Source organism: Microbispora catharanthi (genome assembly GCF_006334915.2).
Taxonomy (GTDB): Bacteria; Actinomycetota; Actinomycetes; order Streptosporangiales; family Streptosporangiaceae; genus Microbispora; species Microbispora catharanthi.
On sequence record NZ_VDMA02000003.1, the window covers coordinates 121,982 to 137,888 of the forward strand.

Annotated in this window: 15 protein-coding genes; 6 read left to right on the forward strand and 9 right to left on the reverse strand. The window is 70.9% G+C overall.

Annotated features, from left to right (window positions below):
* Nucleotides 1-1,341: a DUF58 domain-containing protein gene (locus FH610_RS06310; RefSeq protein WP_139573350.1), complete on the forward strand. Its 1,341-nt coding sequence runs from the start codon at nt 1-3 to the stop codon at nt 1,339-1,341.
* Here the strand turns inward: FH610_RS06310 and FH610_RS06315 are convergent, their stop codons facing one another.
* On the reverse strand, nt 1,342-2,334 hold the full coding sequence (locus FH610_RS06315; RefSeq protein WP_139573351.1) for a stage II sporulation protein M: 993 nt from the start codon (nt 2,332-2,334) through the stop codon (nt 1,342-1,344). It abuts the gene before it with no gap.
* 40 nt (nt 2,335-2,374) lie between these two features.
* On the opposite strand from FH610_RS06315, the gene FH610_RS06320 reads away from it, so the two are divergent.
* Complete coding sequence (locus FH610_RS06320) at nt 2,375-3,271, forward strand: RDD family protein (protein WP_240808796.1); 897 nt, start codon at nt 2,375-2,377, stop codon at nt 3,269-3,271.
* A gap of 135 nt (nt 3,272-3,406) precedes the next feature.
* Here the strand turns inward: FH610_RS06320 and FH610_RS06325 are convergent, their stop codons facing one another.
* Nucleotides 3,407-4,807 (reverse strand): LVIVD repeat-containing protein, encoded by a 1,401-nt coding sequence (locus FH610_RS06325; protein WP_139573353.1) that lies wholly within the window; start codon nt 4,805-4,807, stop codon nt 3,407-3,409.
* 170 nt (nt 4,808-4,977) lie between these two features.
* Between FH610_RS06325 and FH610_RS06330 the strand changes: the two genes are divergently transcribed.
* Nucleotides 4,978-5,628 carry a DUF305 domain-containing protein gene (locus FH610_RS06330; RefSeq protein WP_240808797.1) on the forward strand — a complete coding sequence of 217 codons (651 nt, stop codon included), beginning with the start codon at nt 4,978-4,980 and terminating at the stop codon, nt 5,626-5,628.
* 99 nt (nt 5,629-5,727) lie between these two features.
* Complete coding sequence (locus FH610_RS06335) at nt 5,728-6,144, forward strand: nuclear transport factor 2 family protein (RefSeq protein WP_139573354.1); 417 nt, start codon at nt 5,728-5,730, stop codon at nt 6,142-6,144.
* 32 nt (nt 6,145-6,176) lie between these two features.
* Here the strand turns inward: FH610_RS06335 and FH610_RS06340 are convergent, their stop codons facing one another.
* Both FH610_RS06340 and FH610_RS06345 read right to left on the reverse strand, forming a co-directional pair.
* Entirely contained in the window at nt 6,177-6,833 is a 657-nt protein-coding gene (locus tag FH610_RS06340; RefSeq protein WP_139573355.1) for a response regulator transcription factor, read from the reverse strand.
* On the reverse strand, nt 6,830-7,993 hold the full coding sequence (locus FH610_RS06345) for a sensor histidine kinase (RefSeq protein ID WP_240808798.1): 1,164 nt from the start codon (nt 7,991-7,993) through the stop codon (nt 6,830-6,832). The genes FH610_RS06340 and FH610_RS06345 overlap by 4 nt, the downstream gene beginning before the upstream one ends.
* Before the next feature lie 85 nt (nt 7,994-8,078).
* Here FH610_RS06345 and FH610_RS06350 point away from each other — a divergent pair, with 85 nt between their 5' ends.
* Complete coding sequence (locus tag FH610_RS06350; protein WP_139573356.1) at nt 8,079-9,557, forward strand: DUF1349 domain-containing protein; 1,479 nt, start codon at nt 8,079-8,081, stop codon at nt 9,555-9,557.
* A gap of 14 nt (nt 9,558-9,571) precedes the next feature.
* Here the strand turns inward: FH610_RS06350 and FH610_RS06355 are convergent, their stop codons facing one another.
* Together FH610_RS06355 and ahcY are read right to left on the reverse strand one after the other, a co-directional pair.
* Nucleotides 9,572-10,828, reverse strand: a complete 1,257-nt coding sequence (locus tag FH610_RS06355; protein WP_139573357.1) for an adenosylhomocysteinase — start codon at nt 10,826-10,828, stop codon at nt 9,572-9,574.
* Nucleotides 10,829-10,892: 64 nt separating this feature from the next.
* Nucleotides 10,893-12,320: an adenosylhomocysteinase gene (ahcY, locus tag FH610_RS06360; protein WP_139573358.1), complete on the reverse strand. Its 1,428-nt coding sequence runs from the start codon at nt 12,318-12,320 to the stop codon at nt 10,893-10,895.
* 168 nt (nt 12,321-12,488) lie between these two features.
* On the opposite strand from ahcY, the gene FH610_RS06365 reads away from it, so the two are divergent.
* Entirely contained in the window at nt 12,489-12,821 is a 333-nt protein-coding gene (locus FH610_RS06365; RefSeq protein ID WP_079313289.1) for a MerR family transcriptional regulator, read from the forward strand.
* 30 nt (nt 12,822-12,851) lie between these two features.
* On the opposite strand, the gene FH610_RS06370 is transcribed toward FH610_RS06365, so the two are convergent.
* From FH610_RS06370 to FH610_RS06380, 3 genes are all read right to left on the reverse strand, one after another.
* The gene (locus tag FH610_RS06370; protein ID WP_139573359.1) at nt 12,852-14,219 is read right to left on the reverse strand and encodes a DUF6114 domain-containing protein; all 1,368 of its coding nucleotides are present in this window, start codon (nt 14,217-14,219) and stop codon (nt 12,852-12,854) included.
* Nucleotides 14,220-14,230: 11 nt separating this feature from the next.
* Nucleotides 14,231-14,824 (reverse strand): DUF6230 family protein, encoded by a 594-nt coding sequence (locus tag FH610_RS06375; RefSeq protein WP_139573360.1) that lies wholly within the window; start codon nt 14,822-14,824, stop codon nt 14,231-14,233.
* 132 nt (nt 14,825-14,956) lie between these two features.
* A complete protein-coding gene (locus tag FH610_RS06380; RefSeq protein WP_139573361.1) occupies nt 14,957-15,898 on the reverse strand; it encodes a cation diffusion facilitator family transporter in 942 nt (313 codons plus the stop codon).
* Nucleotides 15,899-15,907 lie beyond the last annotated feature (9 nt).

A 15,907-nucleotide genomic window follows, 5' to 3' on the forward strand; every position in this document is an offset into this window, starting at 1 on the left:
GTGGCGCTGACCGGACGCGCGGGACTGCTCGCCGCCCTCGCCGCGATCGTCGTGCTCCTCGCCCCCGAGCCCGGCCTGGTCGTGCCGGCCGCCGCGCTCGTGCTCGCCACGCTCATGGCGGCCGACCTGCTGCTCGCGGGCGCCGTGCGCGGGCTGCGCTTCCAGCGCGACGGCGAACGGCGGGTGCGGCTCGGGCAGTCGGCGGCGATCGGCCTCGTCGTGGACAACCCGGGCCCGCGACGGGTCCGGGGCGTGCTGCGCGACGCCTGGCAGCCCTCGGCCGGGGCCGCTCCGCGCCGGGTGCCGCTCGACGTGCCGGCCCGCGAGAGGCGGCGCCTGGTCACGACGCTGACGCCCACCCGCAGGGGCGACCGGGAAGCCGTCGCCGTGACGGTCCGCTCGGTCGGGCCGTTGGGCCTGGCGGCGCGGCAGCGGACGTTCCACGTGCCGTGGACCGTCAGGGTGCTGCCGCCGTTCCTCAGCCGCAGGCATCTGCCGGCGCGGCTGGCCCGGCTGCGCGAGCTCGACGGACGCCATCCGGCGCTGGTGCGTGGCCAGGGCACCGAGTTCGACTCGCTGCGTGAGTACGTCGTGGGCGACGACGTCCGCTCGATCGACTGGCGGGCGAGCGCCCGGCGCAGCGACGTCGTCGTGCGCACCTGGCGGCCCGAGCGCGACCGCCGGGTGCTGATCGTGCTCGACACGGGCCGCACCTCGGCGGGCCGGGTCGGCGTGGCCCCGGTCTCTGTGGCACCGGTCGGCGGTGACCGGTCCTCCGGCTGGCCTCGTCTGGACTGGTCGATGGACGCCGCGCTGCTGCTGGCCGCGCTCGCCGCCCGGGCCGGCGACCGCGTCGACTTCCTCGCCTACGACCGGGCCGTACGGGCCCAGGTGTCCGGCGCGTCGCGCACCGAACTGCTGTCGTCGCTGGTGGACGCGATGGCGCCGATCGAGGCGGAGCTGGTCGAGGCCGACGCCGCCGGGATGGTGGCGGCCGTGCTGTCCAGGGCCAGGCGGCGCTGCCTGGTGGTGCTGCTGACCGACCTGAACGCCGCGGCCATGGAGGAGGGGCTGCTGCCCGTGCTGCCCAGCCTGTCGTCCCGGCACATGGTTGTGGTGGCCTCGGTCGCCGATCCACGCGTGGCCGGCATGGCGGCCGGGCGCGGCACCGCCGAGGCCGTCTACGACGCCGCGGCGGCCGAGCGGCTGCGCGGCGAGCGGCGTGAGATCACCGCGGTGCTGCGCCGCCACGGCGTGGAGGTCGTGGACGCCCTGCCCGAGGACGTCGCCCCGGCGCTCGCGGACGCGTATCTGGCTCTGAAGGCCACCGGCCGGCTCTGATCAGGCTGTCGGGGCGAGGTCGGGAGCGTGCTCGATGTCCCCCGTCTCGTTCGCGCGTTCCGCCCGGCGGCCGAAGACGATCACGTACGCGAGGAAGAGCGCCTCCGCGAGCGCGCCGATCGAGATGCGCGCCCAGGTCGGCAGGCCCGACGGGGTGACTCCCGCCTCGATGAGCCCGGAGACGAGCAGCACCACGACCAGGCCGAGCGCGACGCTCATCACGGCCCTGCCCTGCTCGGCCAGCGCCTCCGCGCGCCGCCTCGGGCCGGGGTCGATGGCCGTCCAGCCCAGCCGCAACCCCGCGGCCGCCGCCAGGAAGACCGCGGTCAGCTCCAGCATGCCGTGCGGCAGGATCAGGCCCCAGAACACGTCCGCCTTGCCGTGCGAGTGCATCAGGCCGCCCATGAGCCCCACATTGGCCGCGTTCTGGAACAGGATCCAGGGGATGGGCAGGCCGAGCAGGATCGCCGAGACCACGACCTGCATGGACAGCCAGGCGTTGTTCAGCCACACGTGGCCGGCGAACGACGCCGCCGGGTTCTCCGAGTAGTAGTCGGCGAAATCGTGCTCGACGATCTGCCGGATCTCCTCGGGTGTGCCGATGAGGCTCTGCACGGCGGGATCGCGCGCCACCCACACGCCCACGACGTACGCGATCGCGAGCGAGGCCACCGTGACGCCGATCCACCACCGGCGCGCCCGGTAGGCCACCACGGGGAACGACACCGTGAAGAACCGGGCGACCTCCCTCCAGGCCGGGCTGTGGGCGCCCGTGACGGCCGAGCGCGCCCTCGCCACCAGCGCCGACAGGCGCCCGACGAGAAGGGCGTCGGACGATCCCGACCGCACGATGGACAGGTGGGTCGCCGCCCGCTGGTAGAGCTCGACCAGCTCGTCGACCTCCGCGCCGCGCAGCCTGCGCTGCCGCCGCACGAGGTCGTCCAACCGGTCCCAGGACGGCTTGCTCGCGGCGACGAACGCATCGATGTCCACGGATCGGACCTTATCGGCGAGAGCCAGTAGGGTGCGCAGTGTGTCCGAAGTCGTGACCGGCGAGGCGGTCGTCGTAGAGGTTCGCGTCGCCCAGCTTCCCAGCCGCGCCCTGGCCTTCCTCATCGACTGGGCCGTCCAGTGGGCCGTGATCATCCTGGCCGTCGTGCTGGTCGCGCAGGCATCCCTGGTGACCGACGAGTCGCTGGCCACCGGCCTGCTCATCCTGTTCGTCGTGCTGGTCACGGTGGGCTATCCGGTCGCGTTCGAGACGATCACCAGGGGCCGCTCGCTGGGCAAGCTCGCCCTCGGCCTGCGCGTGGTGAGCGACGACGGCGGGCCGGAGCGCTTCCGGCAGGCGCTGTTCCGCGGGCTCGCCGGGTTCCTGGAGTTCTGGACGTTCGTCGGCGCTCCCGCGCTCATCACGTCACTCCTCAACCAGCGTGGCAAACGCCTCGGGGACGTCTTCGCGGGGACGACCGTCATCGGGGAGCGTTCGCCGCACCAGGCCCCGCCGCCGGAGATGCCTCCGTCGCTCGCGTCGTGGGCCGCGACGCTGGAGCTGTCCGGGCTGTCCGACGACCTGGCCAACACCGCCCGGCAGTACCTGTCCCGGTGGCACGACCTCAGCCCGCGGACACGGGACGAGATGGGGCTGCGTGTGGCCGGGCAGATCAGCGCACAGGTGGCGCCGCCGCCCCCGCCCGGCGTTCCGCCGTACGCCTATCTGGCCGCCGTGCTGGCCGGACGCAGGCGCCGTGAGGAGATGCGGCTCGCCCGGGCTCGTTCCACGCCCCCGCCGTACGGCCCCCAGGGGCAGAGCCCGCAGGGATACGGCCCGCAGGGGTACGGCGTGCCGACGCCGGCCCCGCCGCGGGAGGCGGGACCGCCGCGCGGAGAGACTCCGACGACATCGGGAGGATTTGTTCCACCCGTTTAGGTGTAGACCCCGATTTGCGGGGCACCTGTGGTCATTGCAGGTCATGGGGCATACCTGCAGTGGGGTTGAGGCGGGCATCGCCGGTGCGTTGAGGGAGAGGCCGCACCGGAGATGCCCGCCTCCGTTTCTGTGTGGCTAATGCCTGCCGTGCTCGCGGTACGAGCCCTGACTCTGCACGTTGAGGATGTCCGTCTTCGCGCTCTTGGCCTGGTTCGTACGGGGGTCGTCGATCCTCAGGACGTCGAGTCCCTTGTTGAAGTCGCTGCCGTAGATGTAGCCGTTGTAGTAGTAGGCCGACCAGAAGCCGCCGCTCAGCGGCTGCGACCACGGGCCGCGCTCGAAGTAGCCGATCTCCTGCGGGTGCGCGGAGTCGGTGAAGTCCCAGATGGAGACGCCGCCCTGGTACCACGCCTGCACCATGATGTCGCGGCCCTTGACCGGGATCAGCGAGCCGTTGTGCGCGACGCAGTTCTCGGTGTCGGCCTGGTAGCGGCCGATCTTGAAGTAGCTCCTGAAGGTGAGCTTGTTGCCGGGAGCGATGTCGTAGACGGCGTCGGCGCCGCGGTTCGGGCCGATCGCCTCGTTGCAGGTCGCCGCGCCGCCGCCGCCGAGTTCGTCGGTGAAGACCACCTTGGTGCCGTCGTTGTTGAACGTCGCCGAGTGCCAGAAGGCGAAGTTCTCGTCGTCGCGCACGACGTCGAGGACCTTCGGATGCTCGGGATCGCGGATGTCCATCAGGATGCCGTCGCCCATGCAGGCGCCCGCCGCCAGGCCCTTCTCCGGGTAGGCGGTGATGTCGTGGCAGCCGGTCGTCGCGGACGTGCCGTAGGGGTAGGGCTGCTTGTCACCCGGGTTGCCGCCGTCCGGGAACAGCACGGGCGCCGCCACGACGGACGCGGCGGTCGGGTTCTTCAGCGGGACCTTGATGATGGAGATCAGGTCGTGCGGCGGCTGACAGTCGGGGAAGGCCGCCGACGGGCTGTAGGAGGAGACGTAGATGTAGACGTTCTCGCCCCTCATGTCCGGCACGAGGGTGTGGGTGTGGGACCCGCAGTTCGTCTCCACCGACTTGATGTACTTCGGGTTCGACTTGTCGCTGACGTCGAAGATGCGGACGCCTTCCCAGGACTCCTTGACCGACGCCGGCTGGGCCGTGCTGGCGCACGAGTCGTTGTTGCGGGAGGAGTCGACGGACCCGAACAGCAGGTCGCCGTACACGGACATGTCCATCTGGGAGCCGGGGCAGACCACCGAGCTCACCACCGCGGGCCGCTTCGGGTTCCCGATGTCGAAGATCGTGAACCCGCCGTAGTTGCCGACATAGGCGTAGTCGCCCTGGAAGGCCATGTCGGTGTTGATGGTGCCCGTCAGGGCGGCCGGGGTCGGGACGTTCGCGACGTGCGTGACGTTCGGGCTCATCGCGATCTCGTCCGGGGCCAGCACGTCGGCGGCCTGTGCGGGACCTGCGGACAGGGCCAGGACGACCGCCGCTCCTGCCACGGCCAGCGCACGACCGCTGCGGCGTAAGGTGAACAACTCGCTGTCCTCCATATAAGAGGGAGATAAATGATCAGATCGTCACCTTTGACAGGGATGTCCCGCCAGTCGTCAATCTGTCAAGAAAACTGGCACATGTCGCCCTTTGACCTATTGCCCATGTCGGGTTAGCGTCGTGATCTCCATACGCTCCGTGACAGGGAGGCAGGGTGCGAATCGCATGGCAGGGCGGGGCGCGACTGGGGCTCGTCCTCACGGCCGGCGCCGCGTTCTTCCTGAGCGCCTGCGCGGAGGACGTACGCGAGAGTGCCCCCGTCTCGACCGCCCCCGTGATCGCGCCCGGCCGGCCCGGCGAGGAGGCCAGGACCCTGAGCCCCGCCGAGGCCGCCACCGCGGTCCCCTCCCCCACGATCAACGCGGCCGACGTGCGGTACGTCCAGGACATGATCGTCCATCACCGGCAGGCGCTGGACATGGCGGCCCTGGCGGCCTCACGGGCCTCCTCCGCCAAGCTGAAGGCGCTCGCGGCCCGCATCCATGACGTGCAGGAGCCGGAGATCCGCGTCATGACGTCCTGGCTCGACCGGGAACGCCTCCCGCGGCCCGACCACCACGCGGACCACCACGACATGCCGGGCATGGCCACCCCGGAGCAGATGAACGCGCTCAGGGCGGCGTCCGGCGTCACGTTCGACGGTCTGTTCCTCCAGATGATGGTCGCCCACCACGAGGGCGCCATCACGATGGCAACCCGCGCGCTCACCGAGGGCTCGCATCTCACGGTCGAGCAGTGGGCCACCGACGTGATCGCCGAACAGACCGCCGAGATCCGGCGGATGCGCGAGATGCAGGGGACCTGACCCTCCCCCGCGCTTCACCTCGCCGGTCGCGCCACGTCACCGGTCGCGTTACCTCACCGGTAATCGACCCATCGCGCCCGAGTCCACAAGAGTTGCGGCATGAGTAGTGACACTTATGACGTCGTGGAAGAGTTGCTGCGCCGCATGGCGGAGGGCGATCACGACCGCACGGCGGAGCTGTTCGCCGAGCCCGTGGACTGGCGGCTCTCCTGGCCCGCCGAGGGGCATTCGGCGGTTCCCTGGATCCGGCCCCGGTCCAGCCGGGCCGAGGTGGCCGACCATTTCCGGTCGCTGGAGGCCCATCACGTGCCCGAACTCAACGGCACGTCCGTGACGCGGATCCTGGTCGACGGGACGCACGCCGTCGTGCTCGGAGAGATCGCGCAGACGGTCCGGGCCGGAGGCACCGCCTACACCTCGCCTTTCGCGCTGCACCTCACCGTCGAAGACGGGCTCATCACCCGCTATCACATCTACGAGGACAGCCTTACTGTCGCGCGAGCTCTCAGCACCTGAGACGCCACACCGTTCGCCCCGCACGGCAAGGCTCAGGCGAGCCGATACCCCACGCCCGGTGTCGTCGTGACGACCGGTGGCTCGCCGAGCTTGCGGCGCAACCGCCCCATCGTCACGGTCACCGTGTTGGTGAACGGGTCCGCGTTCTCGTCCCAGACCTGCTCCAGCAGAGCCTCCGTGCTGAGGAAGCCGGGACTCGCCCGCATCAGCGCCTGCAGCAGGGCGAACTCCTTCACGGAGAGGTTCAGCCGCCGGCCGTCGCGCACCGCGGTCCGGCGCACCGGGTCCAGCTCGATCCCGGCGGCGTGCAGGGTCCGCGGCTGCGCGCTCGGCCTGCGGCGGGCCAGCGCCTGGATGCGCAGGATCAGCTCCGGGAAGTGGAACGGCTTGACGAGGTAGTCGTCCGCGCCGAGGGTCAGGCCGCTGACGCGGTCGTCGGGTGTCCCGGCCGCGGTCAGCATCAGCACCATCGGGCGGTCCGGCCGCTCGGTGATCATCTGGCAGAGCGCGTCGCCGTGCAGGCCGGGCAGGTCGCGGTCCAGGACCACCACGTCGTACGCCGTGAGGTCCAGTTTGGCGGCGGCGGACAACCCGTCGTGGCTGATGTCGACGGCCATCGCCTGGTCGCGCAGGCCCTCGGCGACGACCTCGGCGAGCGACCGCTCGTCCTCGACGACCAGGATCCTCACGGCCGCACCTCGGCCGGGACCGGGACGTACGGCAGCGCGATCGACACCCGCAGGCCGCCCTCCGGCCGGGCGAGCAGTTCGAGCCGCCCGCCGTGCGCCGCCGCGATCGCCGCCACGATGGACAGCCCGAGGCCGGAGCCGTTCTCGGATCCGGTTCGATCGGCGCCGAGCCGCTCGAAGGGCCGCGCGAGCCGGTCCACGTCCCGCTGGTCGAGTACGTGTCCGCCGGTCTGCACAACGAGCCGGACCTCGGCGTCCTCCCGGAAGGTCTCCACCTGGATCCAGCCGTCCTCCTCGTTGTGCGCCACGGCGTTGTCGATCACGTTCTCCACCATCCGGGCAAGCAGGGCGGTATCGCCCCGGATGAGCATGCCGGGCCGCAGATCCTCGGTCACGCTCAGCCGTCTCGCCGCGATCCCGGCCCCGCGGTCGCTCACCGCCTGCGCGACCAGCCGGGCCACGTCGACCTCAGCGGCGCCGGCGAGCGTGCCGTGCTGCGCGCGGGCCAGCATGAGGAAGCCGTCGAGCAGCTGATCCACACGGTCCAGCTGCGTACGCAGCCGGTCGCCCAGGGCGAGCGTCTGCGGCGCCGCACCGGGCTTGGCCACCGCGACGTCCACCGACGCCCGCATGGTCGCCAACGGGGTCCGCAGCTCGTGTGAGGCGTTGGCGACGAACCGGCGCTGGGCGGCGAAGGACGCCTCCAGCCGCTCCAGAAGGCCGTCGATGGTGTCGGCCAGGTCCTTCACCTCGTCCGCCGGGCCGCTGACGCCCAGCCGCTGGTCAAGGTTGTCGGCGGAGATGCGCCGGGTCGCCGCCGTGATCACCCGCAGCGGGCGCAGCACCCGGCGGGCAAGCGCCCGGCCGGCCAGCACGGAGACGACCGCCATCACCGTCAGCGCGAGCAGGGAACCGATCAGCAGCTGCCGGGAGTGCTGCGCGTTCACCTCGGCCAGTTGCTCCTGCAGATGGCGAACCTGCTGGTATATCGCGTCCGTGCCGCCGTCGGCGGGTGGTCGCAGGCCCGCGGGGGCGGTGGACCTTCCCCCGCCGGCGAGCAGGAAGGTGAGAGCCAGCAGCCCGATTCCGGATATGAGGAACACTCCGGCGTACAAGATTGTGAACCGGAGTCCCACGGTCCCGTTGCGCAGCCTGATCACGCCTCCAGGATGCCCGGCCGGACCTAACAACAGGGTGACAGGAGCGGTTCTGATGGTGTTAGGCCCGCCCCCGTAGAACGACGACATGCTCACCGGAGAACTTCTTCACCGGGAATGGACGGCCTTCCGCCGCCCCGCCCGGCTGATCGCCCTGACCGCGGCGGCGCTCGTCGTGATCGCCGCCGGCCTGCTCTACGCCTTCGGCAGCCAGACGTCCTGCGACGGGCCCTGCCCGAGGGATGGAATCGCCGCGGACGGGTCGACGGTCGGCGACCAGTTCTGGTTCCTGCACCACGACCTCGGCCCGCGGGGCTCCATCACCGTACGGATGACCTCGATGACCGGCACGATCACCTACCCTCCGCCCGACCACGACAAGATCGTCCCGGGCCTGGTGCCGTGGGCGAAGGCCGGGATCATCGTCAAGGACGGCGTCCGGCAGGGCTCCTCCTATGCGGCGCTCATGATGACCGGCGGCCACGGCGTGCGGATGCAGTACGACTACCGCAACGACATCGCCGGGAGCGCGGGCGGCCTCTCGCCGCGATACCCGCGCTGGCTGCGCCTGACGCGATCCGGCGACACCGTCACCGGCGCCGAGTCGGCCGACGGCCGGCTTTGGCACACCGTCGGGACGGTGAAGCTGGCCGGACTCCCGGAGACGGCGCAGGTCGGGTTGTTCGCCGCGTCCCCCGGCGACCTCACGCTGCGGAAGGTCGGATTGGGCGGAGCGGTCGAGGAGGTCCGCTTCACCCAGGCCACCGGCGTCTTCGATCACGTCACCCTGGCGGGCGCGTCCGCCGGCGCGTGGCGCAGCGAGGCCGTCGGCGAGATGAACCACACCGACTGGGAGAAGTACCACAACGCATCCGGCGTGGTCGAGAAGGACGGCGTCATCACCGTGAGCGGGACCGGTGACATCGGCCCGAGCGGGAGCGAGGGCGAGAGCACCGTCGAGAGGTTGCTGTCCGGCCTGGTGATCGCACTGATCATCGTCGTCGTCCTGGCCGCCCGATTCGGCGCCCGGGCCGGCACATCGGCCTCTCGCCGCGTTCTGGCCGCTCGGGCTGTGGTGGTCGGCGCCGCGACCTTCGTGACCGGGCTCGCCGCCGTCGGGGTGGTCCTGCCGGCCGGTGTCGCGATCCTGAGCGGCAACGGCGTCCCCGTGCAGCTGGTCTCTCCGCTGACCGGCGTCCGGGTCGTCGTCGGGATCGCGGCGGTGCTCGCGCTCTGCGGTGTCCTGTCGTACGGACTGGGCGTCCTGCTGCGGCGTGGCTGGGCGGCCGTCGTCCTCGCGCTGTCGCTCGTCGCCGTGCCCTACGCGGTGACCGCGGTCCCGTTCCTGCCCGACGTCGTGTCGCGATGGCTGCTGCGGCTCACCCCGGCAGCGGGCTTCGCCGTCAAGCAGACGGCAGTGGAGTATCCGCAGGTGATCGCCCACTACGCGCCGTCCGCCGGATACTTCCCGCTCCCCGGCTGGGCCGGCTTCGCCGTGTTGTGCGCGTACACGCTGGCGGTGGTGTGGCCGGCCGTGAAGCGCAGGCCGGGCGACCAGCCGATGTGACGGCCGCGGTGGCCTCAGGACCCGAGGCGCCAGGAGTGGAGATACTCCTCCTGCTCGTCGGTGAGCGCGTCGATCGAGATCCCGGCGGCGGCGAGCTTCAGGCGGGCCACCTCGGCGTCGATGTCGGCCGGGACGTCGTACACCCCGGGAGCCAGCCGGACCGACTCCCGGACCAGCCATGCGACGGCGAGGGCCTGGGCGGAGAACGACATGTCCATCACCGCGGCCGGGTGCCCCTCCGCGGCGGTCAGGTTCACCAGGCGCCCCTCGGCGAGCAGCAGCAGCCTGCGGCCGTTCTCCAGGACGTACTCGTCGGTGTTGGGCCGGATCCCGAAGCGCACCTCGCGCGCCATCTCCTCCAGTGCCCGTACGTCGATCTCGACGTCGAAGTGGCCCGCGTTCGCGAGGATCGCGCCGTCCTTCATCGCGGCCATGTGCTCGGCGCGGATGACGTCGCGGTTGCCGGTGACGGTCACGAACACGTCGCCGGTCTCGGCGGCCAGGCTCATCGGCCGTACGTCGTAGCCCTGCAGGGCGGCGTCGAGGGCCTTGACCGGGTCGATCTCGGTGACGATGACCCGCGCGCCGAGGCCCTTGGCCCGCTCCGCGACGCCCCGGCCGCAGAAGCCGAAGCCCGCCACGACCACGGTGCGGCCCGCCAGCAGGACGTTGGTGGCCCGCATGATGCCGTCGAGCGTCGACTGGCCGGTGCCGTAACGGTTGTCGAACATCCGCTTGGTCCGGGTGTCGTTCACCGCGACCATCGGGAAGCGCAGCGCGTTCTCCGAGGCCATCTGGCGCAGCCGGATGATCCCGGTCGTGGTCTCCTCGCAGCCGCCGATGACGCCGTCGAGGAGTTCGACCCGCTCGGTGTGCAGGGTGTTGACGAGGTCGCATCCGTCGTCGAGCACGACGTTCGGCGCGATGTCGAGCGCCTGGTGGATGTGCCGGTAGTAGGTCGCCTTGTCCACCCCGGCGCGGGCGTGCACGGCGATGCCGTACGTTCTCAGCGCCTCGGCGACGTCGTCCTGCGTGGACAGGGGGTTGGACGCGGCCAGGGCGATCTGGGCGCCTCCCTCCCGCAGCGCCCCGAGGAGCACCGCCGTCTCGGCGGTCACGTGCAAGCAGGCGGCGATGCGCAGGCCGCCGAGCGGCCGGTCGGCGCCGAAACCGGCGCCGATCGCCTGGAGGACGGGCATCGACCGGGCCGCCCACTCGATGCGCCGCTCTCCGGCCTCCGCGCTGTCCGCCGCGATGTCCGGCTGAATCACGCCGTCTGCCTCCTGACGGGGGGCGCGGGCCGGGCCCACGCCCCCGTCGTCGTGCGAGTGACCGTCAGTAGCGGTAGTGGTCCGGCTTGTACGGGCCCTCGACGTCGACGCCGATGTACTCCGCCTGCTTCTTGCTCAGGGTGGTCAGCTTCACGCCGAGCGCGTCGAGGTGAAGGCGGGCGACCTTCTCGTCGAGGTGCTTGGGCAGCACGTACACGCCGACCGGGTAGTCGTCGGTCTTCGTGAACAGCTCGAGCTGGGCGATGACCTGGTTGGTGAACGAGTTCGACATGACGAACGACGGGTGGCCGGTGGCGCAGCCGAGGTTCATCAGGCGGCCCTCGGCGAGCACGATGATCGAGTGCCCGTCGGGGAACACCCACTCGTCGACCTGCGGCTTGATGTTGATCTTCTTGATGCCCGGGATGCGGCCCAGGCCGGCCATGTCGATCTCGTTGTCGAAGTGGCCGATGTTGGACACGATCGCCTGGTGCTTCATCTGCGACATGTGCTCGGCGCTGATGATGCCGTAGTTGCCGGTGCAGGTGACGAAGATGTCCGCGATGCCGACGACCTCCTCCAGGGTGGTGACCTGGAAGCCGTCCATGGCGGCCTGGAGCGCGCAGATCGGGTCGATCTCGGTGACGATGACGCGGGCGCCCTGACCGCGGAGCGCGTCGGCGCAGCCCTTGCCCACGTCGCCGTAGCCGCAGACCACGGCGACCTTGCCGCCGATCAGCACGTCGGTGGCACGGTTGAGGCCGTCGATCACCGAGTGGCGGCAGCCGTACTTGTTGTCGAACTTCGACTTGGTCACCGAGTCGTTGACGTTGATCGCCGGGAAGAGGAGCGTGCCGGACTTGTGCATCTCGTAGAGGCGGTGCACGCCGGTCGTGGTCTCCTCGGTGACGCCCTTGATGCCCTCGGCCACGCGGGTCCACCACTTGTCCGCGGAGACCGTGCGGCGGAGCGTGTCGAGGATGACCGCCCACTCCTCGGGGTCGTCCTCACCGGCGACCGGCACGGCGCCGGCCTTCTCGAACTCCACACCCTTGTGCACGAGCAGCGTGGCGTCGCCGCCGTCGTCCAGGATCATGTTGGGGCCGGAGCCGTCGGGCCAGCGGAGGGCCTGCTCGGTGCACCACCAGTACTCCTCGAGCGTCTCGCCCTTCCAGGCGAAGACCGGGACACCGGAGGGGTTGTCCACCGTGCCGTTCGGGCCGACGACGACCGCGGCGGCGGCGTGGTCCTGGGTGGAGAAGATGTTGCAGCTCACCCAGCGGACGTCGGCGCCGAGCGCGACCAGCGTCTCGATCAGCACGGCGGTCTGGATCGTCATGTGCAGCGAGCCCATGATCTTCGCGCCGCGCAGCGGCTGCGCCGCGGCGTACTCCTTGCGGGTCGCCATGAGGCCCGGCATCTCGTGCTCCGCGAGGCGGATCTCTTTGCGGCCGAATTCCGCAAGCGTAAGGTCGGCGACCTTGAAGTCCATGAGTGTCTCCTCCGTTGTCCGTCGGTGCGAGTTTAGGCGTCGCGGACGCAGGAGCGCATACGCAGGCCCGCGAACCTGACACAAGAATGTGAGATTCCCTCGCTGACGGGTGCCGGAGGGCCGCAGGACTGTCTAGCGTGGACCCCAGGAACGGGGACCGGAGGCACGATGCGCATCACCGAGGCGGCCAGGCGGCTCGGCATGTCCCCCCGGATGTTGCGCTACCGGGAGGCTCTCGGCCTGCTGCCGCCCGTACGGGACAAGGGCGCCCACCGGCGCTTCGGGCCCGACGAACTGGAGGCGGTGCGCCAGGCGATGGAGCTGGAGCGGCGGTTCGACGTCTCGCCGGCCGAACTGGCCTTCGCGCTCCGGGCGCTGTCCGAGCCCGCGGTGGCCCAGGCCGTACGCGACCTCGGCGTGCGCATCGGGCGAATCCAGGCGCCGCGCCGGGCGCTCGACTTCGAGAAGGAGAAGGCCCTGCGGCTGCTGCGGCACCGGTGAGCCAGGCGCTCGAAGTCAGGCGCTCGGAGGTCAGGCGCCGACCACGAGGTGCAGGTCGTCCGCCCGCAGGGAGTCGGCCGTGACGTACGGCTGCTCGCTGACGATGTCGGTCATCGTCAGCGGGACGTTCAGGGACGGCACCAGTTTGAGTGCCCTGACCAGCAGGTTGGGGTGATCGGCCGTGAACTCCTGCGGCACGCCGAGGAGCTTGGCGGTCATCTTCGTCGTGCAGATCACCACGTTGCCCTCGAAGGTGAACGTGCTGCCGGTCAGCGTCGTCGGGCCCATGGTCTGCTGGGGCTGCTCCAGCACGGCCTTGTCCATGGTGAAGCGGAGCATCTTGACGGTGCCGGTCGCGGTGGGCATCTCGACCACGCCGGTGAACTTCATCCCGGTCATGGTCAGCGAGGGCGCGCGGACGGCGGCCGTCTCGGTCGCGACCGTCACCGCTCCATGCGCGGAGGAGCCCCCCGGCTCGTCCTGGCCGTCCGCCCCCGGCGACGGCGAGGGACTCTTCCTGCCGGTGAGCGACCCCACGGCGTCCTTCAGGTTCGTGGGCAGGGTCGTCGGCAGGGCCGTGGGGACCGCGCTGGGCAGGACGCCCTGGAGGGCGTCGGACAGACCGCCGGGAACGGCGCTCGGGACGACACCGGGCAGGAGGGAACCGCCCTGCCCGCCCGGTCCGGGGTCCTCCCGCGCCATGCCCGTCCCGGCCGCCAGGATGACGGGCAGCACGGCGATGGCCAGCGCCTTGGCCGCGGGGCCCGGACCCGTGTCGCCCCGCCCGCCGTCGTCCGGACGTACGCCACCGTCGTCGGGGCCGTCATCGGGGCTCTCGTCGGAGTCGCCGGGGCCGTCCTCGCGCTTGCCGGAGGAAGGATCGGCCTCGCGGCGGACGCGGGCGACCAGGACGCGCGGGCCCTCGCCCGCGGGCTCCACGGGCTGCTGCGGCCGGGTGGCCTCCTGAAGTTCGTCCCCGCTGACCACCCGGCGCTCGGTGAAGGTGATTCCCCCTTCCGCCGGCGCGCGGGGTGCGGCGGGCTCGATCGGCGCGGCACCGGCCTCGGTGGTCTCCGCGGGCGCCCAGGCCACCGCGAGCGCGCCTCCGACCAGGCCGAGCAGCATGCCGATCAGGAAGCCGCCCAGGTTGGCGTAGACGAACGACGCGATCGAGACCAGTACGGCGACCACGCCGAGGAAGGCCCGCTGGCCGGGCTGGAGCCAGATCATCAGGCCCAGGATGATCAGCACCAGCGCGATCAGGTAGGTGGCGCCGACCGTGCCCGACTGGATGACGAGCGGCAGGGCCTGGGTCGCGAACGGGATGCTCAGCAACTCCAGGCCGGCCGCGAGCACCAGCAGCCCGCCCCAGAACGGCCGTGACCGCCGCCATTTCACCGGCCGCTCCATCAGAAGCACTCGTGCGCGCCAGGCTCCACGGCCAGCTTCAGCCCGGGCAGCTTGAACGTGGCCGCGTTGACCGCCCAGGAGACCTGCCGGAAGTCCTTGATGGTGACCCCTGCGGCCTGCTGGCCGAACATCCCCGCCGCGCCCTGGCCTTCAGGCACCTGGTCGAGGGAGCTCGCGTCGCGGCCCGCCTCCAGCTTCGTGAAGACCGCGTTGCCCTCGATCTGGGTGGCGTCGACGATCATGTTCTCGGCGATCACCGGGTCCTTTCCGGTGCCGGCGGTGATCCGGATGGTCACGGCGCCGACGGGCGACTTCACCAGCACCGTCTGGCACATGTTGGTCAGGGTGGCCCTGCGGATGCCGGAGACGGCGACCGGGATCTTCTGGCCCTTCTTGTTCTCGACCGTGCTGCCGTACTGCACGAAGCCCTGACCCTGCAGCGTGTCCGCGGAGACCTTGAACGTGTCACCCGAGACCACGAACGACGCGCCGATCGCCCCCTCGGCGGTCGCGCCGACCAGCACGGAGGCGACCGCGAGCGCGGGCACGAAGACGAGGGCGAATCGTTTCCACCGCACGCGTCCCTGAATCATGAGTCACCTCCGGGGGTAAACCAGCCGTAATGTAAAGGTAAAGTTACCGACCGGTACCGCCCGCACTGAAGTGACTGAGCATCACATTTCAATTACGGTGCGCAAGGAAATACGGCTACCCCGTAACAGGGGTTATGCCCCGGCGTGCTGCTCCGAGGCCGCGTCCGCCCGGTAGAGGTCCGGCTCCAGGTAGATCACCCTGGCCATCGGAACCGCCTCGCGGATGCGCCGTTCGGCCTCGTCGATGCCTCGCGCCACCTCGCCGGCGGTGTCGTCGTGCTCCACCGCGATCTTGGCGGCGACCAGCAGCTCCTCCGGGCCGAGGTGCAGGGTGCGCAGGTGGATGACCCGGCTGACCTCGGGGGCGGCTTCCAGGGCGGCGCAGATCTTGTCCTCCACCTCGGGCGTCGCGCTCTCGCCGATCAGCAGCGACTTGGTCTCGGTGGCCAGGATGATCGCGATCACCGCGAGCAGCAGGCCGATGACGAGGCTGCCCACGCCGTCCCACGCGCCGTTGCCGGTGACCACGGCCATCGTCACGCCGAACAGCGCGAAGACCAGGCCGAGCAGCGCGCCGAAGTCCTCCAGCAGCACGACCGGAAGTTCGGGGGCCTTCGCCCTGCGGATGAACGCCACCCAGGAGTGGTCGCCCTTGAGCGCGCTCGACTCCTTGATGGCCGTACGGAACGAGAAACCCTCGGCGACGATCGCGAAGATCAGCACCGCGAAGGCCCAGACCGGCGACTCCACGGGCTGCGGGTCGGCGATCTTGTGCCAGCCCTCGTACAGGGAGAACAGGGCACCGATCGTGAACAGCACCACGGCCACCACGAACGCGTAGAAGTAGCGCTCCCGGCCGTAGCCGAAGGGATGCTTGCGGGTCCTCCCCTTGGCGGCGCGCTTGCCGCCGAGCATCAGCAGCGCCTGGTTGCCGGAGTCGGCCACGGAGTGGACCGACTCGGCGAGCATCGAGGACGACCCGGTGAACAGGAACGCCACGAACTTCGCCACAGCGATCGCGAGATTGGCGCCGAGCGCCGCGAGGATCGCCTTGGTACCGCCACCCGCACTCACGTTGAACTC

Excerpts from the sequence above, each read along its gene's own strand:
- ahcY (WP_139573358.1), bottom strand. The coding sequence starts at position 12,320 with ATGGACTTCAAGGTCGCCGACCTTACGCTTGCGGAATTCGGCCGCAAA.
- FH610_RS06335 (WP_139573354.1), top strand. The coding sequence starts at position 5,728 with ATGAGTAGTGACACTTATGACGTCGTGGAAGAGTTGCTGCGCCGCATG.
- FH610_RS06350 (WP_139573356.1), top strand. The coding sequence starts at position 8,079 with ATGCTCACCGGAGAACTTCTTCACCGGGAATGGACGGCCTTCCGCCGC.
- FH610_RS06375 (WP_139573360.1), bottom strand. The coding sequence starts at position 14,824 with ATGATTCAGGGACGCGTGCGGTGGAAACGATTCGCCCTCGTCTTCGTG.
- FH610_RS06365 (WP_079313289.1), top strand. The coding sequence starts at position 12,489 with ATGCGCATCACCGAGGCGGCCAGGCGGCTCGGCATGTCCCCCCGGATG.